This window comes from Candidatus Nomurabacteria bacterium (assembly GCA_023898465.1).
GTDB lineage: Bacteria > Patescibacteriota > Patescibacteriia > HK-STAS-PATE-3 > HK-STAS-PATE-3 > HK-STAS-PATE-3.
In genome coordinates, this window is record CP060223.1 from 438,709 (window position 1) to 462,173 (window position 23,465).

A 23,465-nucleotide genomic window follows, 5' to 3' on the forward strand; every position below is an offset into this window, starting at 1 on the left:
TTGGCAAGACCTGTTTCGTTGACATTACTCAAGCGCTTTTGTAAGGTTTCAACCTCGAGGCCATGTGCACATACTTAGCCCAGGAGAACTGAAATGCCTGATTGCAATCTCAACGTCCACGGCATCCGAGTACCTGACGAGCGCTGGCGGAAAATGAAAGCAGTTCATGATTCCTGCGAAACTGCAGGTGTCCAGCTGCCAGAAGAAGTCGAGATCTACTTCGATGGACATGAACCTGATCCGAGCGGAATACTCACTGACCTGGCTGACCCCATCGTCACCAAGTGGGAGCGCGAGGAAGACGACGATCAGGAAGGTATCGAGATCGACCTGACTCAGCTTCCAGAGGGCGTGACCAAGCTTCGCGTCACCATCAGCTACTAGCACCCGCCCTCGACACAGAGTCATAGCTCATCAAGCTATGGCTCTTTTTCTTGCTCCTAAAAAGATAAAGACTACTCCAATAGCCAGCGGTACTAGCATGTGCACGGGAATCTCACCTTCAGCAATGATGCCAATAATGAGACCCACAAACACTGCACCGGCGCTGAGATATCCGCCAAGTCGTTCATATTTCCAACCCAGGGCAAGACCAATAAACATTATGGGAAAAACGCTAAGCCACGTGTTATCCCAAAGCGTATAACTCGAGTCAATAAAGGGTAAGGGATTTCCATAGCCAAAGTAGAATGGAAGTCCAAATGAAATGACTAAAAGGCTGAGAATGCGCATAGTCCAGCGCAGAGCTCTATACTGAGAAGAAGAAAAATGTCTCATGTCTGTAGTATACTCCCGCCTTCCTTGTTTAAACAAACAAGGCTTGCTTGATTTGCAATATGTTGCTAAGGTCTTTTGTCTAGCTCATTTGCACATTCACTGAACAAGGAGCACAAAGGTGAAGTCCAGGCAAAAAACGGGTCCGATTTCAAGATATCTTGCTTGGTGCACTTCACGAGAGGCCACTGAGCAAGAACGCCGAGACAGGCTAAAGCAGCGTCTTTCAGGGGCAATCCCACGCGGTACCTGCCAGTGGCTGCGCGAAGAATGCGACATACCGATCGATGGACTCTTCAAGAAAGAAAGCATCACGGTCCTAATTACTAGAAGAGGTCCTGGAGCAAAAGCTCTTGGTCTCTCGCCTGAACTCAAAGGGACTGATGAGCAACTCAGAGCTCTCCAGGCTGCTTGGCGAGGCGCAATCACAGTTACCTGGCAATGGACTGAGGATCGAAGCACTCTGCGTATTAGCTTCAAGCGGGCTTAATCCTCAATACTCACCACAACAAAGACCTGTTCGACGTTTGTTCGCAGGTCTTTCCTTATTGACAAAAATGAGGTTTTGGACTATATTACCTCGTTCTTTACATCCGTCTAGTACCGTGCAGGAGGGCGAACAAGTGCCAGTAAAAAAGATGGTGAAGATTATGAACCACGTTGAAATCCTGAAAAACACTCCGCTCCTTCGGGAGTTCCGCTTGGCAACTGCTGAGGATATCGCGCCAGGAGCAGAGCTGTTCGAGGCTGAGGTGGGCTTTGATCTCAGAATTGAACAACCACGTCGGATCCGTCTGGCCGACGAACCGATACAAGAAGCTTACGGAGAAGATCATGTGGTCTACTCCCAGGCCAATGGCCTGAAGGACCTTACGGTCACCGTACAACGCTTCCTGTCCACCGAAGCAGAACCTGAGACCCTCTTCCCACACCGCTACACAATCCTCTACCTCGTCAAGATCTAGCGCTCACAGGGCTTCCACCAAGGAGGATTCATGTCCACGATGATCAACCGTCAAGATATCCTGAACCGGGCACCGGATCTTCCGGGTCGCCGCTTGGTCACCCGAGACGAAGTGATCCCGGGCGCGAAGCTCGATATGGTTCATGTTGACCTGGACGGCAAGGCTCAGTGGCTTCAGCCGATCCAGATCGACGAAGAAGCCACCGGTGAGCGGGTAGGCACGACCTACGTGTTCTACCACTGCGACGGTCATCCCAGTCAGTGCTTCGTCCCCTTCGATGATTTCGTTGGTGTCGAGGTGGAAGCAGAGAGCTGCGGACCCTTCCTCACCACCCTCTACCTCGCGAAAAACTGACCCCCCTCAAAGCCGCCAATATCACTTCATGTGTGAGGCGGCTTTTTCATTAAACAAACGACAGGGCACAGAGGCCCTGTCTATCTGTTTTACAAAGTTATGCAAATTTAGATTACTGCTTCCGGTCGTAGTGCAGCTTCATTGCTACTCATAACTTCTTAGGTTCCCATTTCCCAAGAGTTAAGATATTTCTCCTGCTCTGGAGTCAGCTTATCAATTTGGATGCCCATAGTTTTGAGCTTGAGTGCAGCCACTTTTTGATCAACCTCTTGGGCAACAGAGTAGACCCGGCGCTCAAGTGTCTTGTGATTCTTCACAATCATCTCAGTTGCTAAAGCCTGGTTCGCAAAACTCATATCCATCACTGCTGGTGGATGTCCTTCAGCTGCAGCCAAATTCACGAGTCGTCCATCAGCTAAGACAATAATTCGCTTGCCACCTCGCAGTATATACTCTTCAACATTGTCGCGGAGTAGCGAGGCTGACTTTGACATTTTCTTCAAGCCCTTAAGATCAATCTCAATATCAAAATGGCCGGAGTTAGCGAGAATGGCGCCGTCTTGCATCACTTTAAAATGCTCTGGTCGCAATACGTGCATATCACCTGTTAAGGTCAGGAAAATGTGACCGATTTTAGCGGCTCGGCTCATTGGCATAACCTCGAAACCGTCCATTCGAGCCTCCAATGCTTTCACCGGGTCAACCTCAGTGACCACTACCTGCGAGCCCATTCCCTTTGCGCGAGTAGCCACCCCACGACCACACCAACCGTAGCCGACCACAACGACCACTTTACCAGCCAGTAAAGTATTAGTAGCGCGAATGACACCATCCAGCGTGCTTTGACCCGTGCCATAGCGGTTATCAAACATGTGTTTTGTTTGCGCGTCATTCACGGCTACCACTGGAAATTTTAATTTACCAGAAGCTGCTAAGCTGCGAAGTCGAATAACACCGGTGGTTGTTTCTTCCATGCTACCCCAGATGTGCTCAGCTTCTTGAGAGCGCTTGCCATGCAACAGTGAAACCAAGTCTGCGCCATCATCAATAGTTATCTGAGGCTTTGGATCAAGTGCTGCATTGAGATGCTTGTAGTAGACAGTACGATTCGCGCCATGACGAGCAAAGACCGAGATCTTATCATGCTTCACGAGACTAGCGGCTGTTTCGTCCTGAGTCGAGAGTGGATTTGAAGCACAAGCGTACACCGTCGCACCACCCGCCTTCAGAGTACGTAAAAGATTTGCGGTTTCGGTCGTGATATGCAGACAAGCAGATAAACGAAGTCCGCGAAGCGGCTTTGTGCGCTCCATGCGTTCTCGGATACTTCGCAATACGGGCATACTTCGCTCTGCCCAATCAATTTTTTTCTTGCCCTCTGCGGCAAGCGTCAGGCTTTTTACGTCATATTTCATAGCGCTTCTCGATAATTTAACTGATAACGTTTCTTAAGGCTGGATAATGTAAAATGATGCTCTTGTGTGCCATAGTGTTCCACTGCATGGACTGCTACAACTGAAGCGAAACGTGCCACTTTTTCTAATGGCCACTCCTTTAGTATACCATAGCAAAGTCCGGCTCGATATGCATCACCAGCTCCGGTCGGATCTATCACCTTCTTTGCTTTTGCCGCCTTTACCTCACAAGACCATTCTGGTAAGGCAATGCGAGAACCTCGACTACCCAGTGTGGTAATTATCATCGAGGTAAATTGAAAAAGTCCTTTTTCTTTTACCCCAAGTTTTTTTGCTATAAGCGCAATTTCATAGTCATTTCCGATGAGTGCGTAAGATCCGCGAATCGCTGTTTTTAAATTCGCTGCACTCAACGCAGGAATTTGCTGACCAGGATCAAAAATGTAGGGAATCCCCTGCTGACGAAATTGCTTAGGCAGGCGCAACATATCTGCCGGATTACCAGCTGCCACGATTGCAAGTGCAACATCTCTGGGGATGACTTTTTTCTTTAGTGGCTTGGCAAGTGCACCAGGATAAAAAGCTGAAATCTGATTATCAGATCGATCGGTGATCATAGTTGCTGCGGCTGTTGATCGCTTCGCATCTTTTTCTAAAAGTTTTTTGCCGATTTTGTAGGCCTGCCAATGCTTTGCATACTCATCAAAATCATTTCCAACTCGTCCAGCCAACTCGGGATGAAGACCAAGTAAAGTTAGTGAATACGCAATATTCCCAGCAGTACCTCCGAAACCTTTTTGCATATCAGTTGCTAAAAAACTCACACTCAATTGATGGAGTTTTTCTGGGAGCAAATGATCTACAAAATTTCCGGGGAAATTTAATATTCGATCGTAAGCAATTGAACCATTGACTAAGATACTAAGTGTCGGCATGTGCAGTTTCCTTTGACCAATCAAATGCTATTTTTGGATCGTCATACTTTAGACGTTTTTCATCCGGGTTCGCTGGATTATACGAAGAAGTAGTGTGATAAAACAAAATGACCGGGTCTTGGCTCATCACTTTATATCCATGCGCGACACCAATTGGAATAACAATCACCTTATAATCATCCTTGCCTGCAAAAAGGACTTGAGTCTCCCCCTTTGTTGGAGAATCTTCACGTAGGTCATGAAGCACGACCATTGCTTTTCCGGTCGCCACAAACCACAAATCATCTTGATGCTCGTGATAGTGAAAAGCTTTAATAGTACCTTCATACGCGACGGTCATGGTGCTTTGCCCGAAGCGCTGAAGCAACATGTCATCATCACGTAACACTTCCATTAAAAAACCAGGCTTACCCACATCTTCATCCCGGTCAGGTATGTCTTGATGCACCGTCAATTTTTTTATTTTTACACCTTCAATCATCGTGAGAAATGCTGCGAATATCAGCACTCAGTATACTCCAGGCGAGGATACCGGTCAACGCAGCGACAATCCATCCACCCAAGCCAAAATCCTTAAGTAATAACCCAGTAAGAATAAGCGTAACAACACTTCCTAGTAATGGAAACACGATGCGGAGTAAGGTCACTGAATTTTCTTCTGACTGCTCAAATATATGTGCGTCCTGCGCAATGGTCAGTACGCCAATGAGAATCACTGTCCCAACGAGATAAGGGTAGGAAATAAAATTCTGAGGGAAATGACTGACAAAGGGATCAATCAATAATAAAATAAAAGTAAAGCAAAGCAGAGCAGCAAAAATATCACGGGCGAGGATATTAAATTTTGGTTCAGGTGAATGATCCATGATACTAGTTTAAAACACGTGACCAAAGGGGCGTCTTGGTAAATTGTGTCTGTAACCAATCAAGATTTACCCTACCTGCATCAGACTGCATAGATGGTGCACGTAGAGAAAAATAAAATCGATTATCGTTTACAAACAAGCTTGGTAGATGGAAAGTCAACTCAGCAACCGACCATTGACCATCTGGGATTGGTGGACGATAAGTGCTAAGTATTTCATCATAAGATAAAAGTTCATCGACTGTACTTGGCTCTACCTCTATTCCACTCATCTCAGGAAGTATTACTTCGGCTGATAGATCATTCCTTACCTGGCTTAAACCGGGCGCATACCAAGCTAATGCAAGGTTCGGATGATCATCACTTGCAAAAAATTCATCGATTGTGTTAAAACGTTTTTCTTTTTGCCAAAGTCGTACACTGCCATTGTCTAATACATGCCAGGTAAGATTATCAAGTGCATCACTTTTAATAGGGATATTTACTGGCGGGATATCTAGCCTTGTTTGCGGATTAAGAAAAACAATAGGTCGATCTTGATTTTGAAATCGGAGGCGCATCTGAATATCTACAAACGCAACACTCGGACGTACCGTAAAGCGCAATTCCTGGTCAATAAAATACTGTGGCTTATTGGAGGAGCTGGACTCAGTTAATTGCAGTCGAGTTGGATCATCCACTTTAACTATTGACGAGGAATCATGAAAATCTGTCCGGAGTGTTACTACGCCAAAAGCGCCGGTGTACTGTCCGGCTAACCAAATAAGCACTGCGAAAGGTGACAGCCAAATAAAAATCCGCAAAACAAGGATTGTCTTATTTTTTTTCTCAGCAGGTATTTCTTCCATGTGTTTATCTTTCCAGGGTATAGAGACTGAGTCCACCCTCCAAGGGACTAACTAAACGCCAGCTGCGTCCAGTCTGCTGCGCATAGGCTTGTAATTGCGCTGCTTCCACCTCGCCCCAAACTATAGCATAGACAGGTACTTTTTCGACAAGCGCATTTGCCGCACGTTGATGTTCTGCTTGTAATACATTGTATCCAATCACTTTTCGTAATGGCCAAAATACCTTGTCTTGATCTCGAGCTAGCAATACTCCATTTGAGGGAACTTTTTCCAGCACTGTCTCTTTATTATAGCTTGCAATATTTTCTTGCACCTCGCGATCAAGTGCCAGCCCATAGAGAGGATCAGCATAAATTCGTGTCAGGGAAAACAGCATGAGTATGAACAAAAGGAAGAGCGAAATTTTCTTACCAAAACGTATTCTGTGTAAAAGAAAATGCAAAGCGACTACCATAAAAGGCACAAGGAGTAGGAGTCCCGGCATAAGGTAACGCAAATATGATGATCCAAAGAGCAATACTGACGGGTCAAGAAATTCGCTAAAGGTGAAACTCCCGTAAAGCAACACTAAATAGAGCAAGGAAAAAAGTGTTACCCAAGCAAAGGCAAATGCTTCACGGTTTTGTTTTGCACCACGGAAGATGACGAGGAGTAAGCCAATAAGTCCAAGAATAGTCCATACGCCTAAAAAAGATGAGAGGTAATGGACAACAACTTGAGCAATCTGTCTGATTTGAATACCAAAAGGAAAAAAGAGGTGACCAAGACTTACCCAAAGTGCGGTCAGACTATTTAAGTGAACTCCGTTATTTGTTGCACTATCAGTAATCGTATAACCAGTGCTGAGAAAATTGCCAAAGGTGAGCTGCTGGTAATACGCAATCGGAATAAAACACAACACGAAAATTACTGCGATAAGGAAAAGGTGACTCCATGGAACTTTTTGACGAACTACTATCCAATAGAGAGCAAAAGCTGGTAGCACCCAGACCAATTCCGAGGTTCTTATGACTAGCGTCATACCTAGCATTACCGCAAAACCAATTGCGTCAACAATCCTCTTCTTTCCTAACCACCTCACAAAGAAAAACCAGGCAATAAATAGGAAGTCAACAAAAATAGTGTTATGCCAAAGCGGTCGGTGATTATAAAACCAGAAAATCGGATGGATAAGCCACAAGACAGAACTCAACCACCCGACCTGACTATTCCAGATTCGACGAAAAAGCGCAAAAACAAAAAAACTTGTGAATATACTTATCGCTGCTGTAAAAAATGGCAACGCTGCTTCACCAAAAATACGAATACCTAGCCCATAGAACAAAGGCAATCCTAGCCATGAAGCCGGAACAATACTATCCCCGATTGCGCGCATGCTACGTGGATGCAGTAATCCGCCTGCTAAAGACTCAAGCGACTCCTCTATGACAAATGAACCTGTGCGAGCATAGTGTCGAGCAAAAAATGCATTAGCCGTCTCATCAGGAGATCCGTATGTTTGCGTGCCGTGTAAACCAAAAGTATAGAGAAAAAACATAACAAGCCCAAGAGCTGCTAAAGCCCAAAACGGTCGAGCTGCTTTGTCCTGTAGTACTGAAGTAAATGTCGACATAGCTATTTTAGTATACTGGAGGACCTATGGCTTTACAATTTAGGGCGAAGGTCCATACAATGCAAGTATGAATACCTACTTACGAGAAATTACCGTTCATGCACTCCTCATATTCATCGCCTCGTGTATAGTTGGACTCTTTTGGCTAAAAATTACAGAGTCAATCATATTCGGCCTAGGAATCACGGGGGTACTTTTTATTCCTGGTGCCATCTGGCTGGAAATTATTACGCAGGGACAACTTCATTCTTTTGTCCGTCTTCTCCTTCGCGTACTACTTTCGGCTATTCTTGTGGGCGTTACCTTGCTAGCGCTGAACAGGTTGGGAATAGCATTCAGTCAAACAGTGGTCTTACTCAGTTTATCCATACTAAGTGGAATCGGAATACTTATCTTAGTATTACAGCACAGGAGTAAAAAAACGTGACTTTGGGAATTATTCTCTCTTTTATTGCTGCGATTTTTTGGGCGAGCAGCAATATTATCGATAAAATAGTTATCACGCATCATATCGAACGCCCAGGACAAATAATGATCATAATAAGCGGCCTCTATACTGTTATAGGTGGTGGAATATTATTTTTTATCCAAGAGCCTGTTCGGCTAACTCATATGCCTATACTTCTGGCCTGTGGAGCATTATGGACACTCATGGGATACACTTACTTCATTGCCATTTCCCGAGAAGAAATTTCTCGCGTAGTTCCTCTTTTTGCTTTTATACCAGCTTTCACCGCGATGCTCGGTGCTATTTTTTTGCATGAAATTTTTGCCTTCACCACCTATCTTGGCATTGCCGGACTCATCTTCGGGACCTTTCTCATACTTTCCCGCGGCTCACTTGCTTCAGTGTTTAAAAACAAGTCGCTGAGCATAATGCTCCTTAGCTCGTCCTCCATTGCCGTGTACAACATCCTGAGTAAATATGTTTTAGATTACTATTCATATTGGACAGTCTTTGCCTGGATAACGCTTTTTACCGCCTTGATTGGATGGATAATATTTTTTCCACATATTAAAGGTGTACGTGAAAATTTAAAAAAAGGCTGGGATGGCACACTTCTCTATGTTGGGTCAGAAATTATTGCGCACTTTGCAGCACTTATCTACACCGCTGCAATAGCTGTCTGGTACGTCACTTTAGCGAGTAGCATTATCACCGTACAATATCTCTTCCTTTTTCTTTTCACGATCCTTCTCGCAAAGTGGAAACCCAATTTAGTACCTGAATTGCTCAATCGCAAAATAGCCGCGCAAAAAATAATTGCGATCCTTTTCATAATATTGGGCGTGGTGCTAATTAGTTAGCCTTTAACTACAGACCGCAATGCCTGAGCAAAGCCCTCAGCCATTCTTTCGTAGCTGAAGTTTACGATGCGCTCCTTTGACGCACGACCAAATTGCTCACGCAGACTTGATTGACTTGCTAAGGTATCAAGTGCGCGAGTAAGTGTGTTGGTATCCCCTGCTCTCACTATAAAGCCGTTCACATCGTCTTGCACAAGATCATTTGCTGATCCGACCGCATCAGTCACTACAACTGGTTTGGCAAACTCCATAACCTCATTTACAACCAAGCCCCAGGGCTCAGCAATTGGTTGTGCTGTTGAAGCAAGAATAAAAATATCACAATTTGCATACGCTTGCACTTTTGCGCTGACATCCCCATCATCGCGAATAAAATGAACTCGACTGGCAATGTCTAATGCGTAACAAAGCTGCTCCAGCTTCTGTCGATATCCAGGCGCCTGACTATCATCTGCACCAAATAGAATCAACTCAGCTGGCACGTGCATACTAGCAAAGGATTTACAGAGAACATCTAGGCCCTTACGTGGCAAAAATCTTGCTACGCTGAGTATTTGAGGTAAGGTACTTTCCTTAAAGCTTGCCTCTCGTACCTCTACTCGGCTGGCATTTGGCGCCCAAAAAATCTTTTTTGCCCGTACACCCATTTGTAAAAAGTGCTGCTCACTCCTGACCCCAGGCACAATGACTGCCGAAGCATTTTGAACTAAGGTCGAAATAATTGGCTGCACAAGTTTGCGACGCCATGTCATTGGCCAGGCCCACTCTTCTGACCACACCAGGTAAGGGACGTTTTGTTTGCGGCAATACTTAGCCACACTATAAAATCCCCATAACTGCTGAGGTGTGTCCCAATTTCCGGTAACCACAGCTGCATACTTCTTTTCTTTAAGCTGTTGTAAAGCACCTTTTCTCCCCTGCCCCGACAAAGGAGAAATCTGTACTCCTGGGACGCCTTTTAGACTCTCTGAGGCCGTCTCGCTGATGTAGAGGTCTATTTGAAACCAGGAACCAAGTAATGCAAAAAGCTCACGTCGATAACTTGGCAAGGTATTATGAATAATGAGGATAGATTGGGGCATTATTGTCTGAGGCAAATTCTCGTGCTAGCCTACAGCTTAGCATGAACAGCCCACTTCAGCACGAATCTTTATTGGAAAAAGTTGGCCTTATCGCCTTAGCGCTCTTTTTTAGCGCATGCACACTGCTTATCGTACTCAGGGCTCCGTACCAGGCAGGTGGCGATCTTTTTTTTCATACTTGGTTTACGCAACAGATAATTGACTCAGGTCAGATTCCTCAAAGCGCGCCAACCTACGCAGCGGCAACGCACTATAGCTTAGCACCACTTTTCCACTTTATTATCGCGAGTATTCAAAGTGTTGTTCATATTCCTCTCACGACACTTCTTCCACTCCTTAACATAGGGGCGGCGGCACTCTGGATAAGCTTACTTTTTCTCGTTATTAAGCAAAGCACTAGGAGAGTGGACGCAGCACTCTTTGGCGCGCTACTAAGCATCTTCTTCACCGAGGATAGCAGTTTTTTCTATCTACTCCCGCGCACGGTAAGTATGTGTGTAGTCCTTGCAGCAATGTATGTACTCAACAGCACGCTAACTCGATTCCCTCGCCTCATCATGCTTAGTTTATTTAGTTTAAGCATACTCCTCCTGCACCTCCCCTCAGCTCCTTTTTGGTTAAGTATTCTTGCAACGTTATCTATAGTACGGGCTTGGCGTGATTACAGAAAAATCCTTCATGATATTTTTGCGTTCGGACTTGGCGCAGCGCTCTTCATCATTTTATTACTCCCTGAAATTTTGAAAAATGGGATACCAATAAATCCAAGTGACTCTAGCTTCCAGTCACAGAGCGACGCCCCCTTAGCCATTGCCCAATTGCTTCATGTAGTACAAAATCCATTTGTTGCTATTTCGATCATACTAGGACTCGCCGGACTTCTCACTTACACGTATCGATCAAAAAATAAAACGTCACTTTGGATGTTATGGGCTTTTCTGATTGCGAGCACACTGGTTGCAATGCAAGAATTTGGTCAATATGCTTTCCTGCCCGAGAGAGCAATTAGTTATCTCTTCATACCTTTTTCACTACTAGCGGGATATGCCTACTTGGCAATCAATAGCATAATCCCAAACTCCTATCGCGTCATTATTTTTACTCTATTGCTGCTAACCATCATTCCACTAGGCGCGTTACAATTACTTAATAGCAATGAAGCACCGCTCAAAGACGCAGTCAGCCATGATGAGTTACAAGGTCTCAATGATCTACGTGAAGCTCTGCCTGAAGGTGCTTTTGCTAGCGACCCACTAACCATGGTAAAAATTGCCAGTATTACAAATCTTCAACCGGCCATTTCATTTGAGGCAACTAATTTACGTGCCGCGAGCGTGAGAAATTGGCCTATTGTTATTGGACTATTTGGCCCAGAAGAAAACCTTATTCCCTACCTTACTCAAAATAACATCAAATATATTATTCTTTCCACTGATACCTATCAAAGATTCCTTCATTTAGATGAGCGCTTTGCAAGTCAAGCAGTTTTTGAAAATATTTTTACCTCAAAACAAACAATAACTCTTGAGGGATTTAGCGATCCAATTCCCTATTACGCCGTGTATCGCTACCTAGGAGCCAACGAAGAATAAACAGTAAGGCCACCGAAGTAATAATAATTCCAACGCTTAATCCTAATAAAGGCGCTTGGTTTTCGATACTGGCTGGCAAAAGCAAGCGAAATAGCCAAGTAAAAAAATGTGCTGGAGCATATACTATGTCACTCATACACCAAGAGTAAAGTGGTAAATTTTTCTTCGTAGGTCTGCCCAGCTCGGCATAGTTTGCGCGTACTTACGAGCTGCATCACTCATACCCGAAACAACCTCGTCATGGCGAAGCATTTGATACATTGCTTGCTCAAGCGCCTGTGCATCATTTGTTGGAATAAGTACGCCTCGCTCATTGTCTCCAATTAATTTCGGCACACTTCCCACCCGAGTGGCAATTACGGGCGTTCCCAGGGAAAACGCTTCAATAATAACACGTGGGACCGCTTCACTTAATGAGGGTAAAATAAGCGCCTGACTTCGTGCCATTTCACGCAGGACTTCATCATGAGACAGCTCTCCCAATATCTTAATGTGAGAAGCAAGCCATAAGTCTGTGCGAATCTCTTTTTGCAACCATTTGAGATCTTTTCCTGTTCCGATAATTTTTAGTTGGCAGGCTGTGTTTGTCTTACCAATTGCCCGCATAGCCTCAATTAATACATCTAAACCTTTTGCTTTTTTAAGTAAGCTGCCCACAAAGATAAATTGATTTGACTCTCGTCTTGGAAGATCCTTTGGTAAGGTGCTAGGAACGAGAGAAGAAATTTCTAAAATGCGTGCTTCGGCAATTCCCATATCACGGATTCTCTGCGTTACCGCCTCACCAACGGTCAGGTATTTTGGCTTACGTCCGAAACGCAGCAGCCAGAGTGGCGCTTGCATATCTTGCACGTCGTAAACTATTGGTATTCCTAATGTTATACTCGCAAAAACTACCCCTAAGGTTATTGCCGTACTAGAATGCACTTGCACGACGTCAATCTTTTTTCTAAGGCGAAAAAAAAGTATCCAAAAAAAAGTCCACAGTGGTAAAAGGAGTATGCGGATGAGAAAAAAAGAGCGCACCACACTCGGCAGAGCAGGGTGAAAATGTATGGATGATCCTGTGATTTCCTTTCCAGTCCAGGTAGTCAATAGATGCACCTCAAGATGCTCGGGGACTTCTGCCACGAGTTCTGCATAATATTGGGCTGCCCCGCTTCCTTCGGGTGGAAAGGAAGGTGTGACAATAAGGAGTCGCTTACTCATGTCGCTCTTCCTTGAGCCAACGTACGATCGCGTCAGCCATAGCATCAACATCCCCTGGAGGCACTAATTTTCCTTTACCACGAAAAACCTCTGCATGCGGTCCCACACTAAAAGCAATAACAGGCTTAGCAAACTCTTGCGCCTCGGCAAAAGGCAGGTTAAAGCCCTCCCATTGTGTCGCAGTGACATAGAGATCGCAGGCTGCGTAAAACTTTGGCAAATCTTCGTCTGACACAAAACCGATAAAATGCGTATGTGGTCCAGCTGCCCGTTTCAGTTGCGCAAGATATTTCTCAAAAGTTGCTTTTCCTACAATTAACAAATGCGCATCCGGAATTTGCTCACGCACTTTACTAAATGCACTTAAGAGCATGTGAAAACCTTTATGCGGAGATAAGCGCCCAACAGTAAGTAGGACTGGCGCATCACCCAGCTCCAGATGCGCGCGAATTTCGTCACCCGAAACCGCTTCACGAAATCGCTCCTTATCAACCGTGTCATGTACGACACGCGAGACGCGACCTGTTTCTTCTTTACATACTTCTGCTAAAAAGCGACTAATAGAAATAATCTCATCCGGATCTCGTAAGGAGCGATTCGTTAGCCAGCGAAAAATCGTGATGTATATTTTTTCAGTCCAAGTAGAAAAAGTATTAGCTGGTGGAATGCCGTGATTGTAGTAGACATAGCGAGTTCCCCACTCTCGCTGCATTTCATGTGCTAAAGCGTTGAGAGGATACTGATGACTATACACCGTATCCTGCTTTCCTAAGCTTTTCATAGCTGAACGAATTTTTGCTCGATCTAGAGCAAAAAACCCTAAGCGATACACTCGCTGCCAAAAAAGCGACTTCGGCATACCCAACACAAATACCTTGTAATGCTCACTCTTCATGTCACCCTCTAGACACACGACCGTCACTGTATGACCCTCCGCACTGAGCGACTCAGCTTGTTGTGCCACAACTCGATCAATTCCAGAAAAGCGAGAAAATGTACCGGTAAGTAAGGCTATATTCATCCTAGTTGCGAATAAACGCTACGAAGCTTCTGTCCGATTTCCTGCCAGTCATAGCGTTGACGGGCTAAGTTCTGACCAGCTTCACCTAGCTGACGCGCGTAATCATCATTGCTCAATATCGCTCGTATTGCGTCCTCAAGCGCGTGCGTATTTCCTGGAGGATATAAAATGCCACCTACCCCATTTTCAGTAACTTCGAGGGTGGGTGGCAACTCGCTACTTACATAAGGCGTGCCAAGGGCCATTGCTTCAGCCAAGACAATCCCAAAGCCCTCAACTGAGGAAGGGAGACAGAGAATATGACTCTTTGCCATTGTTTCTAAGACATCGACATGTTTTTCCACGAAGCCGGAAAAATGCACTCGATCCGAAACACCCAGCTGCTCAGTTAGGGCTTCTAACTTGGCTTGCTGTGGACCGCTACCGATAATTTTCACCTGCAGATTTGGCATATCATTCCGCAGCTCAGCTACTACTTCCAATAAATCAGGTATACGTTTGTAATTCACTAGGCGGCCAACAAAACAAATAGTTGGGTCATCATAGCGTTCAAGGTTTTTAGGCAGACGAGTGAAGTCAACTCCGTTTGGTATTACGGCAATACGCTTTGGATCCATACCATGCCGCAATAGCTTCGCACGAGTAGCGGTACTCACTGCGATAACTTTATCCCAAAGGAATTTTAAAAAGCGGCGTTCTACAAATTCACCGAAGAGACTAGAAGAAAACCAAGGTTAGCCCGCCACTCACCTATCCACACATCATGATAGGTTGCTACCGCGCGAATTTTCTTTTTCTTGGCAATAGTGATAGCTGCTTGATAAAGCAGGAAATTTGTCCCCTCAACTACGTCAATATCTTTTTTAAGCGCAGTTGCAATCACATTACGCATAAATATGTAGCGCTTCAGTAAACCGCCTGATTGAGTGAAAGAACGCGAGGACCGCAACGAATAACCTCAATACCAGGTAGTGGTTCCTGAGTCAGGTGTCCTTCTTGTGCGGCAATGACAGTTACTTTATGCTCTTTTGCTAACTCTAGTGCCGAGTAATATGTGCGTGCTTCTACACCGCCCCGAAAATCAAGATCTGCTGTGTATGGGAAAAATTCTGCAAGAATGAGGATCTTCATATTATTCTTTTTTATCCGTTTCTTTACGTAGTGCTAACTCGCGGACAATCGTGGTTATCTCCTGTTCCAAATGTTCAATCTTCATCATCACTCGGAACAGCGCATACACTAAACCAATGACCGAGATGTAGAGAATAGCATCGACGCCTCGTCCAACGCCGAGGAATTTAGCAAGATACTCAGTTAATCGAGGTAAAAGGACTATAACACTGATGCCCAGCCAAATAAGAAGCCAAAAAAGAATTCTTTGGCAGTAATATCCTTTTTGCGTAACGATATGCAGTCCGTACAACCACGAAGAAGGCAAACACAATAACGAGAATCTGTATCAGCATAGTCTTATTTCAATAATCGAAGTAATAACAATCGAAAAAAAGTTCTTACACCCTCTCCAAAACTCTGTCCTTTTGACATTGAGTATTCAGTATAGATTGCAGCAATTGGCACTTCGCTTAGACGGAAAGCGTGCCGCTTCACCTCATACATTATTTCCGTAGACACCTCCATGCGATTTGACTGCAGATGCAGGGTGCGAGCAGCCTGTCGAGTAAACTCCCGGAGGCCTGACTGACTATCACTCGTCTGTAATCCAAACATGAATAAGGTGATCCGATTTCCTATCGCGTTATACAGCCGACGACGCAAAGGCATCCTAGGCTGCGTCTTATCGCGGACAAGCATACGTGAGCCTACAACAACATCAGCTACACCTTTTTCAAGCGGCTCAATAATGCGTAGTATATCTTTTGCTTCATGCTGACCGTCAGCATCAAAGGTAACAATGTATTCTGCGCCAGCTCGGATGGCAGCCTGAATGCCGGTAGCAAGCGCTCCACCAAGACCTCGATTAATGAGGTGGCGATACACCCGTGCACCTGCTGCTTGAGCTATCTGACCACTACCGTCACTAGAACCATCGTCAATAACAAAACATCCGGCGTGACTGCACGGACTGCGCGCACCACATCAGATATAGTCTTTGCTTCGTTAAATGCAGGAATAACAATTGCCACCTTCATGGCACAAATTACTCTACTAAAAAGCGGTCAAAAATGCAAGGGGTCACGCTATAAAAAATCCAAACTTAGCGTGCTGATTAATAAAAACAACGTGCCTTTGTGATCACGCCTATTGTGACTTGTCACTTTAGCCACTATGATGATACCGAATGCCACTCCCAAATCCGCAACTCCAAAACTTATATACTGACGCAAAAAAGGATTTTACCTTAGCCTTTCGCACTGGGATGCTGCACCTATTAAGCAGTTCCGGTATTGTCCAAATCTCTGGCTTTGTGGTTACACTTGTGCTTGTCCGCGTGCTCAGCACGGAATCGGTCGGGCATATTCGCCTCATTCATTCCGTACTGGACTTTCTCATCCTCTTAGGTGATTTTGGCTTAGCCATGGCGATGTTGAAATATATTGCCGAGCCAAATGACGAGGAGGAGAAAAAATCACTGCTTAGTCATGCCAGTTACGGAATTCTTTTCACTTCTTTGCTCACAGCCCTTCTGGCTTTTGGACTAAGCTTTATACCAAACTTAATTGGCGATGCGACAGCGCAAGCAGCGTTACGTTGGATGGTTTGGCTGATCCCCTTGCGACGCTTTTGGCATAGTTGTGCACTGGGAACATGGCCGAAAAAGAATCAAGCAAAAAGCATGGTATGAATTAGCCCAGCGGCTTGTACTTGTTGTCCTTACCTTAGGTGGACTTCTTTACGCTGGATATTCAGGATACCTCTACGGATTCGCTATTGGTATGGCACTTGTGACGCTTATTTTACTGAGCCGACTACCCCAAGGCTGGTGGAGCCATCGTATGTAAAAGAAAAAATGCGCAAGCTTTTTGCTTTTGGCTGGTACGCCATGCTGGCCAATCAATTCCAAGTTGTTGTAGTAACTGCTGATGTCGTCATGATTAGTTTACTCACTCGCGATGCGGTTGATGTGGGAATCTACAGTGTGATGGCGCTTTCATCCGAGGACTTTGGATACTTCCAAATGCCATCATGCAAACTGCGCTTCCATATCTCTCGGAACAATCTGCTGATACGAATCAATTACAACAGAGCATCAAACGGATCAGCACAAAATGGCCATGCTGATGCTGCCACTCTGCGCCTTACTTTTCTCCTGGCTCCCACGCTTATCCCTTACTCTTTGGAAGAGACTACGAGAGTGGAATAAAGGTCTTTCAGGTTCTGATCCTCTCACTCTTTTTCAGCTCATTGGCCATGGTCAACTATACCGCGCTTTTAAGTTTAGGTAAGGTAAAATTTAACTTTTATACAGTACTTATTGAAGCCCTAGTCAACATTGTCTTGAATTACTGGCTGATTTCGCAACTTGGGATGATCGGTGCTGCCTGGGCAACAGTGGTCACCTTTGCACTACGGTATGGGATAAACTCATTTTTCCTCCGACGACAGCTTAAAACTGCTTGACAAAATAGAGGGATTTGCTAATTTCTGCGTGACGGTGGCGACCTGACAAAGGGGCCGCTGTATTCATGTTGAGTAAAGTACTCACATGAGGCACGCACGTTGACAATCTAAACTAACGAAGCGTAAGTTGCGCGTTTGGGAGGATGCATGAAAACGCTCAGTTTTTTGCTGATGTTGCTTAGCTTTGGCTTGGCAACACCGAGCTTGGCACAGCTCACGCTGCGCCATGGGACACTCATGCCAGGTAATGGTATGAGTGAATCAGCGCAATACCGTCTGGTGAGCGTCATCGGATGGGCTGACCTTAGCCAACATGCCGATACTACTTGGGTACTGATCGAAGGGCCGTGGATTCCTCGGAACCATGACACCTCGGCAGTGGGAGGACCTGAAACTCAGGCACACCGCCTAAGCCTCTCGAACATTCAACCCAATCCGATTGGTCAATCCGGTCTGATTCACTTCAATGTCCCTGGGATCAATGGAGAGAAATCGCCCCTTACCATGGCAATCTATGACGTCACCGGGCGTCGAGTACGCACACTGGTCTCAGGCGAGATGCAATCCGGTCCACAGGTTGCTATCTGGGATGGACGAGACGACAGTGGAAAGGCGCTGGCGAATGGCATCTATTGGTGCCAAATTCAGTGCAAAAACAACAGGGCAACCAAAAAGCTGGCGGTTATCCGCTAAGTAGAAGGAGATGAGATCATGTTGAAGTTCCAGAGTCTCTGTATTTTGGTGGCGCTTTGTTGTGCCACGCTCGTCTTTGCTTCTGTGCCAAACCTGCTCACCTACCAGGGCTACTTGGAAGATGGTGGACAGGCAGCCAACGGCAGCTACAACGTCACCTTCCTGCTCTACGATCAGGCAAGTGGCGGTACCAGCCTCTGGGAAGAAGTACAAACCGGTCTCGCGGTCCAGGACGGACTCATGCAGTCATACCTCGGCCGGATCACGCCGCTTCCCAGCAACCTCGATGAGATCGAAACCCTCTATCTCAGCGTCGTTGTGCAGGGTGACACTCTGCAATCACGCACCGAGCTCGCTTCTGTCCCCTACGCCTTCCGCGCCAAGCTATCTGAACACGCAGTCTATGCTGATTCGGCCGGAAATGGCGGAGATAGTGGTAGTGGATTCTGGGCAGCGAACGGCAACGATATCCATAACACCAATTCTGGGTTTGTGGGGATCGGGACGGAGAATCCAAACGAGCCCCTACATGTTGAAGGACAAGGCATAGATTGGGCTGCCAGATTCACAAACAGTGATGGAAGCAGCAGCTCAGACGTGCGCTTGGCCTACAGAACTGGCGCTGGCATCTACATGAACACCACTGGAACTACTAGTGGGTACTTCATGAACTTGAAGCATGAAGATCTCACAAAGGTCTATCTCACGAAGTCAGGCTACCTTGGGCTTGGTACGGATGGTCCAATTTCACAGCTCCACGTGGTGAACCCGGTCAACGCGGGGGCTGGAAACATCTTCAACATCGACCGAACGAACGACGTCACAAAGCAAACCTACATGGGCTTCCGTACGCACACGCTGCAGGACGCCTTCATAGGTGTGCCGGCAAACACGACCAACACGCTCACCTTTGGGTATGCCGGAAGCGCCGAGCTTATGCGTTACAACGCAAACGGGCTCGGTATTCGCACCACCAATCCGCAATTCACACTCGATGTGAACGGGAATACCAATTCAAGTCAGTACTACCTGGCCGGGCACCAGATCGCCTACACTACTGGCGGCGGATCTCTCTTTCGTCTCAAGGACCCAAGCGGTGCAGACCGTGTTGAGTTCCAGGGGAACGGAGGCGATCTGCTCTTGGTGGGACCTGTCCGTATCAACGGCGACCTCTGCGTCACTGGTCAGAAAAACCGTATTGTGGAAACACCTTACGGCACTCTGGCTTTGAATGCTGAGGAATCGGCCGAAGCTTGGTTCTCTGCCAGCGGCGAAAGTCAGCTGGAAAACGGCCGAGCCCAAGTCGAGCTGTCTGAACGCTTCCTCGCGACCGTGGTCGTTTCTGATGAGCATCCTATGCAAGTCAACGCGACCTTCTATGGAGCGCACGGCGGCGGATGGTACGTGGAGCGTGGGCTGAACAGCTTCACTCTCGTCGACCCCAGCGGGAGTAATGCACCGTTCACTTGGACGGTCAAAGCTCGCCAAAAAGGTTACGAAGACGTGAATCTCCGCGTTGTCGCGCCAACAGATGGGAGGTGAGGGATGAGATGGATTCTCTCGGTCCTACTCCTGGCTCTTGCGAGTAGTGCCTTTGCCGTACAACCAAATCTTCAGCTTCCCTTTGCTGAAGGGACCGTTCACAAATGTACGCAAGGTGCCAATGGCGAGTACTCACATCAGTACACTTCAACACGTTACGACATCGATCTAGACACGATCAACAATGGCGATGAAACGTTGTACGCCCCAGTATCCGGAACCGTCTATCTGCATGATGAAGGTGAATCCGGATTCGGAAAACACGTAAACATCGACGTTGGAGACAACACTTTTGTTCTCCTTGGGCATTGCAAGAGCTTTCTTGTTTCTGATGGACAGCAGATAACAACAGGGATGCCTGTTGCGCTTGAAGGCTGTACAGGAAATTGTTACGGTGATCATGTACACTTTGGTCTGCACACTGGAAACCCTCAGATAGGCGCTTCAAGTAGCACATCAATTGTTGCCGAACACATCTGGGCTAGGGATGTGACCGCGGGTGGAGAATTTCGATTCTTCCGAAGCGATGAATTCATAGGCGATTTGACTAGTGGCCACAACTACGAGACTGGCTATTTAGGCACACCCTACCTCTGTTCTCCTGCTGGTCAAGATCCACCCGCTGCCCCGCCATTCTGGACCAAGCCTGGCGACATCAAATCATACTTGGCGAGATTCAGAAATACGGGAACGGCAACGTGGATTGATAGCGGAGGCGTTGGTACGAATAACTACGTTGAACTACGATCGGTGTTTCAGAACGGCACACCCAAAAACTGTTGGCTTGAGCCAGTAGATTGGATTGGGTGCCCTGCATCCTGCAACACTCAACGAGTAACCTCGTTTGACGAAGGGACAGTCGCTCCTGGTCAAACTGCAACATTCACCTTCCAGGCACGAACACCAAATGTTCCAACTGACCTTGACGGTGAAGTAGTGTACTTCCGCCCCTTCCACGGAGCAGACATCGGAATCGACGGATGGGGGGAGATGAACTTCCTTATCTATGTCGACGCCGACGCGCCGCAGGTCCCGCCGAACTTGAGCGTGAACCCGTCAGACTGCACGAGCACCAACTCGTTCTTCTTTGACTGGGATGCTTCGAGCGACGTGGGTAGTGGACTGGATCTCTACGAGTGGCAAATCAACGGATCTACACCGAACTCCACGACTAGTACTTCGGTACAAGTGAATGGGAGTCAAAGCGTTCACCCGGGCACCAACGTCTTCTACGTCAGAGCCTTGGATAAGGTCGGAAACGTGAGTGGAATGGCCACGGTGGAATTCTGCTTCGAAACCGACTGCAACCTCAGCTTCAACCGAGACGACGACGGCAATAGTGTGCCTGACGGATGGACGGCTGACCCTCATGGAGGTTCAAGCTATAGCTGGCCGCCTGGAGGCATTGGAAGCAACTCACACTACGTACGTATTGTGAACGCTGATGGAGATGATTGGATGATCTATACTCGCACCAACTGCGATCAGATCACGCCAGGACAACTCTACCGAATCGGCTTCTGGTACAACACCACCTCCACGGCTCCGTTCGAGTGGGCACTGTTCAAGAGTAGTGTTTCAACTGGTCAACGAAGTCTGAACGCCCTCGTGAGCAACCCAACCGCAGACGGGCAGTGGCATCAATTCCAAAGTGAACCCTTCACAATCAACTCCGGCGACCTCAGCACCTACCCGAAATTCGGGGTAAAGGTACCGCCGGGATCTGTCGGAACCTTCAACTTCGACGAGGTCTTCTTCGTTGAAACTGAGCTGTGTCAATAGCTTGGAGGGGCTATTCCAGCATACATCGCACTTTCACGCGCCTTCAGGCCAGCAACTTGGAGGCGCGTTTTTCTTACTTTTCAAAATGACCAATTTTTAGTATACTCTAGCCTGAACTTTTATCCTTTTTTTGCCAAAAAATGTCAGAAAAACAAGAGAAGGCCAGTCGCTACCTCATTTCTATAGTAATTGGCTTTTTTATTGTATTTGGATTGGGTTTGCTAAACAAAAACCTTGCGTTTTTTGGTCAAAATCTTAGTTTTTCCCTTGATTTTCCTGCAAATGATAAGGTGCTCAGAGCTCTTCCAGCCATCAATGAAACTACAGAAATTGGCGAGAACCCTGCAAACGGGAAGCAGTACGCGATTCAACGTCATACCATAACGACGCCCGAGACCAATATTTGGCTAAAAATACCAGAAACACTGCAGTTAAGCGAAAAAAATCATCTCAGCGTTTCAACTGAATTTGATCCCAAACACCTCGATAGTTTAGAGCTTTCACTCGTCCACCCCAGTGGAATTAGCTATGACCTAGGGCCAATATACTCCGCCCAGCTCGAAGCTCTAGAGTGGAGCTCAATCACCCAGGACGGCGTTACTCTGTGGCAACGAAACCCAAGCTACGCATCCATACAGGATTTCTACAAAAACCCACCGAAATCTGATGCAGAAACGCCTGTAATTGCCACTTTTCATGCCGCTCTCAATCCAGTGCTCCAGAGCGAATTTCTCGCTAATCTTCCTGAAAAAAAGCAATTAGAAAGTTCCCTACCCTATCTCGAGGGACCTTATACAACCTATACCCTGCTATTGGAAAGCGGCTCTCTTCATATTCACCTAGATGTACAGGAGCTTAATTTTTACGAAGGACCAGATCCGACCGAAATAAACGTTTTTGATCAATCTGGTGAGCTAATATATGTCACCACGCTTCCAGATGATGGCGTAGTAAGCGCCTCTAAAGTTCGAACCCCACTTCGTGCTATAGATTTTACCCTCGAGGGGCTTAATCCTGGAATGTATCGAGTTGAGGTTGATAATCCAGATATTCAGTCAAAACTAAGCACAAATCAACAATATGTTGTTTTAGCAAGCTCCCCGTTGCTTGTTGATAACGTGTATAACAGCAGCGCAAATCCTCTAACTCTATACACAAATTCTCAAAATATTGATTTTCCTGCCTGGCATATTGACGCCAGCGCACAAAATATCAGTTTAGATGGTCACCAGATAACACTCGCTTCTGACCGACAAGTTGGCAGCTCAGTGCACTACAGCTTCCCTAACCTCGCTACAGCAAAAAATCCACACAGTATTCAATTAGGTACCAATCATGCACTTATTGAAATAGATAAAAGCGCTGTTATTGCTTTTGATGCATTTGCTTATTTTAACCCTTTTACTATCCCAACTCGTCGTCTCACTGCCGATACTACCAAAGATACTTCAATAGAATACGTCTTAGCACGTTACGAAAAACAAAATCCGGTGAATGGAAGATACTTGCTGAATCGCGATTTCTACTTTGATAAAAGCTTCCTCAACGAAGACAATGGCCTGCAAATACGCTATAGCGCTGATACTCGCCTGGGATCCCCTCAATATCGCCTGCAAAAAGTTGACGTCTCAATCACTCGCTCTACTGAATAAGCATAAGTCCTAGTGTCGCCAAAATAAAAGGCATAAGCAACCAAATAAGCGGTATTGTATAAATGATGAATCCAGGCAGGACAAGTTCTAGTAAAAAACCTAACGCTGATACCACCGCGCTAATGATAAAAAAGCGTTGTATAAAAAATATCCAGGATGTTTTCGCTGATTGAAAAGGATGAAATTGCATAACGTTAGTATAAATCTCCCTTGCAGTATACCCCTTTCTCATTATTT

General features: G+C 46.2%; 29 protein-coding genes. 13 read left to right on the forward strand and 16 right to left on the reverse strand.

Features of this window, described 5'->3' with window-relative positions; genetic code table 11:
- Positions 1-93: 93 nt before the first annotated feature.
- Positions 94-384: a hypothetical protein gene (locus H6760_02125; protein USN53944.1), complete on the forward strand. Its 291-nt coding sequence runs from the start codon at positions 94-96 to the stop codon at positions 382-384.
- A gap of 30 nt (positions 385-414) precedes the next feature.
- Here the strand turns inward: H6760_02125 and H6760_02130 are convergent, their stop codons facing one another.
- Positions 415-732: a hypothetical protein gene (locus H6760_02130; GenBank protein ID USN53945.1), complete on the reverse strand. Its 318-nt coding sequence runs from the start codon at positions 730-732 to the stop codon at positions 415-417.
- Between the two features lie 425 nt (positions 733-1,157).
- Here H6760_02130 and H6760_02135 point away from each other — a divergent pair, with 425 nt between their 5' ends.
- Both H6760_02135 and H6760_02140 read left to right on the forward strand, forming a co-directional pair.
- Positions 1,158-1,739, forward strand: a complete 582-nt coding sequence (locus H6760_02135) for a hypothetical protein (GenBank protein ID USN53946.1) — start codon at positions 1,158-1,160, stop codon at positions 1,737-1,739.
- Positions 1,740-1,769: 30 nt separating this feature from the next.
- A complete protein-coding gene (locus H6760_02140) occupies positions 1,770-2,093 on the forward strand; it encodes a hypothetical protein (GenBank protein USN53947.1) in 324 nt (107 codons plus the stop codon).
- 158 nt (positions 2,094-2,251) lie between these two features.
- Here H6760_02140 and H6760_02145 read toward each other — a convergent pair whose 3' ends face one another.
- Genes H6760_02145 through H6760_02170 form a run of 6 tightly spaced genes read right to left on the reverse strand, consistent with a single transcriptional unit; the run spans position 2,252 to position 7,768 of the window.
- Positions 2,252-3,508: an adenosylhomocysteinase gene (locus tag H6760_02145; protein ID USN53948.1), complete on the reverse strand. Its 1,257-nt coding sequence runs from the start codon at positions 3,506-3,508 to the stop codon at positions 2,252-2,254.
- A complete protein-coding gene (locus H6760_02150; protein USN53949.1) occupies positions 3,505-4,443 on the reverse strand; it encodes a carbohydrate kinase family protein in 939 nt (312 codons plus the stop codon). The genes H6760_02145 and H6760_02150 overlap by 4 nt, the downstream gene beginning before the upstream one ends.
- Positions 4,430-4,924 (reverse strand): dTDP-4-dehydrorhamnose 3,5-epimerase family protein, encoded by a 495-nt coding sequence (locus H6760_02155; GenBank protein USN53950.1) that lies wholly within the window; start codon positions 4,922-4,924, stop codon positions 4,430-4,432. The genes H6760_02150 and H6760_02155 overlap by 14 nt, the downstream gene beginning before the upstream one ends.
- A complete protein-coding gene (locus tag H6760_02160; protein ID USN53951.1) occupies positions 4,917-5,309 on the reverse strand; it encodes a hypothetical protein in 393 nt (130 codons plus the stop codon). The genes H6760_02155 and H6760_02160 overlap by 8 nt, the downstream gene beginning before the upstream one ends.
- Positions 5,310-5,313: 4 nt before the next feature.
- Complete coding sequence (locus tag H6760_02165; protein USN53952.1) at positions 5,314-6,156, reverse strand: hypothetical protein; 843 nt, start codon at positions 6,154-6,156, stop codon at positions 5,314-5,316.
- 4 nt (positions 6,157-6,160) lie between these two features.
- Positions 6,161-7,768, reverse strand: a complete 1,608-nt coding sequence (locus H6760_02170) for a glycosyltransferase family 39 protein (protein USN53953.1) — start codon at positions 7,766-7,768, stop codon at positions 6,161-6,163.
- Positions 7,769-7,835: 67 nt separating this feature from the next.
- On the opposite strand from H6760_02170, the gene H6760_02175 reads away from it, so the two are divergent.
- Both H6760_02175 and H6760_02180 read left to right on the forward strand, forming a co-directional pair.
- Entirely contained in the window at positions 7,836-8,195 is a 360-nt protein-coding gene (locus H6760_02175; protein USN53954.1) for a hypothetical protein, read from the forward strand.
- 2 nt (positions 8,196-8,197) lie between these two features.
- On the forward strand, positions 8,198-9,076 hold the full coding sequence (locus H6760_02180; protein USN53955.1) for an EamA family transporter: 879 nt from the start codon (positions 8,198-8,200) through the stop codon (positions 9,074-9,076).
- Here the strand turns inward: H6760_02180 and H6760_02185 are convergent.
- The gene (locus tag H6760_02185) at positions 9,073-10,158 is read right to left on the reverse strand and encodes a glycosyltransferase family 4 protein (protein USN53956.1); all 1,086 of its coding nucleotides are present in this window, start codon (positions 10,156-10,158) and stop codon (positions 9,073-9,075) included. The genes H6760_02180 and H6760_02185 overlap by 4 nt on opposite strands.
- 41 nt (positions 10,159-10,199) lie before the next feature.
- On the opposite strand from H6760_02185, the gene H6760_02190 reads away from it, so the two are divergent.
- Positions 10,200-11,750 carry a hypothetical protein gene (locus tag H6760_02190; GenBank protein ID USN53957.1) on the forward strand — a complete coding sequence of 517 codons (1,551 nt, stop codon included), beginning with the start codon at positions 10,200-10,202 and terminating at the stop codon, positions 11,748-11,750.
- A gap of 132 nt (positions 11,751-11,882) precedes the next feature.
- On the opposite strand, the gene H6760_02195 is transcribed toward H6760_02190, so the two are convergent.
- From H6760_02195 to H6760_02225, 7 genes are all read right to left on the reverse strand, one after another.
- Positions 11,883-12,959, reverse strand: coding sequence for a glycosyltransferase family 4 protein (locus H6760_02195; GenBank protein USN53958.1), 1,077 nt, complete (start codon positions 12,957-12,959; stop codon positions 11,883-11,885).
- Positions 12,952-13,980 (reverse strand): glycosyltransferase family 4 protein, encoded by a 1,029-nt coding sequence (locus H6760_02200; GenBank protein ID USN53959.1) that lies wholly within the window; start codon positions 13,978-13,980, stop codon positions 12,952-12,954. Before H6760_02200 ends, H6760_02195 begins: the two co-directional genes overlap by 8 nt.
- Positions 13,977-14,597 (reverse strand): glycosyltransferase family 4 protein, encoded by a 621-nt coding sequence (locus tag H6760_02205; protein ID USN53960.1) that lies wholly within the window; start codon positions 14,595-14,597, stop codon positions 13,977-13,979. The genes H6760_02200 and H6760_02205 overlap by 4 nt, the downstream gene beginning before the upstream one ends.
- An 80-nt stretch (positions 14,598-14,677) precedes the next feature.
- On the reverse strand, positions 14,678-14,872 hold the full coding sequence (locus H6760_02210) for a hypothetical protein (GenBank protein USN53961.1): 195 nt from the start codon (positions 14,870-14,872) through the stop codon (positions 14,678-14,680).
- A gap of 14 nt (positions 14,873-14,886) precedes the next feature.
- On the reverse strand, positions 14,887-15,111 hold the full coding sequence (locus tag H6760_02215; GenBank protein ID USN53962.1) for a hypothetical protein: 225 nt from the start codon (positions 15,109-15,111) through the stop codon (positions 14,887-14,889).
- Between the two features lies 1 nt (position 15,112).
- Positions 15,113-15,418: a DUF2304 domain-containing protein gene (locus H6760_02220; protein USN53963.1), complete on the reverse strand. Its 306-nt coding sequence runs from the start codon at positions 15,416-15,418 to the stop codon at positions 15,113-15,115.
- 32 nt (positions 15,419-15,450) lie between these two features.
- Positions 15,451-16,035, reverse strand: a complete 585-nt coding sequence (locus H6760_02225) for a glycosyltransferase family 2 protein (GenBank protein ID USN54057.1) — start codon at positions 16,033-16,035, stop codon at positions 15,451-15,453.
- 244 nt (positions 16,036-16,279) lie between these two features.
- On the opposite strand from H6760_02225, the gene H6760_02230 reads away from it, so the two are divergent.
- From H6760_02230 to H6760_02260, 7 genes are all read left to right on the forward strand, one after another.
- Complete coding sequence (locus H6760_02230; protein USN53964.1) at positions 16,280-16,783, forward strand: oligosaccharide flippase family protein; 504 nt, start codon at positions 16,280-16,282, stop codon at positions 16,781-16,783.
- Between the two features lie 165 nt (positions 16,784-16,948).
- On the forward strand, positions 16,949-17,302 hold the full coding sequence (locus tag H6760_02235; protein ID USN53965.1) for a hypothetical protein: 354 nt from the start codon (positions 16,949-16,951) through the stop codon (positions 17,300-17,302).
- 41 nt (positions 17,303-17,343) lie between these two features.
- Positions 17,344-17,559 (forward strand): polysaccharide biosynthesis C-terminal domain-containing protein, encoded by a 216-nt coding sequence (locus tag H6760_02240; GenBank protein USN53966.1) that lies wholly within the window; start codon positions 17,344-17,346, stop codon positions 17,557-17,559.
- A 147-nt stretch (positions 17,560-17,706) separates the two neighbouring features.
- Entirely contained in the window at positions 17,707-18,252 is a 546-nt protein-coding gene (locus H6760_02245; protein ID USN53967.1) for a T9SS type A sorting domain-containing protein, read from the forward strand.
- Positions 18,253-18,270: 18 nt separating this feature from the next.
- Positions 18,271-19,794 carry a hypothetical protein gene (locus tag H6760_02250; GenBank protein ID USN53968.1) on the forward strand — a complete coding sequence of 508 codons (1,524 nt, stop codon included), beginning with the start codon at positions 18,271-18,273 and terminating at the stop codon, positions 19,792-19,794.
- 3 nt (positions 19,795-19,797) lie between these two features.
- A complete protein-coding gene (locus H6760_02255; protein ID USN53969.1) occupies positions 19,798-21,576 on the forward strand; it encodes a M23 family metallopeptidase in 1,779 nt (592 codons plus the stop codon).
- 140 nt (positions 21,577-21,716) lie between these two features.
- On the forward strand, positions 21,717-23,228 hold the full coding sequence (locus H6760_02260) for a hypothetical protein (GenBank protein USN53970.1): 1,512 nt from the start codon (positions 21,717-21,719) through the stop codon (positions 23,226-23,228).
- Here the strand turns inward: H6760_02260 and H6760_02265 are convergent.
- A complete protein-coding gene (locus H6760_02265; GenBank protein ID USN53971.1) occupies positions 23,218-23,418 on the reverse strand; it encodes a hypothetical protein in 201 nt (66 codons plus the stop codon). The genes H6760_02260 and H6760_02265 overlap by 11 nt on opposite strands.
- Positions 23,419-23,465 lie beyond the last annotated feature (47 nt).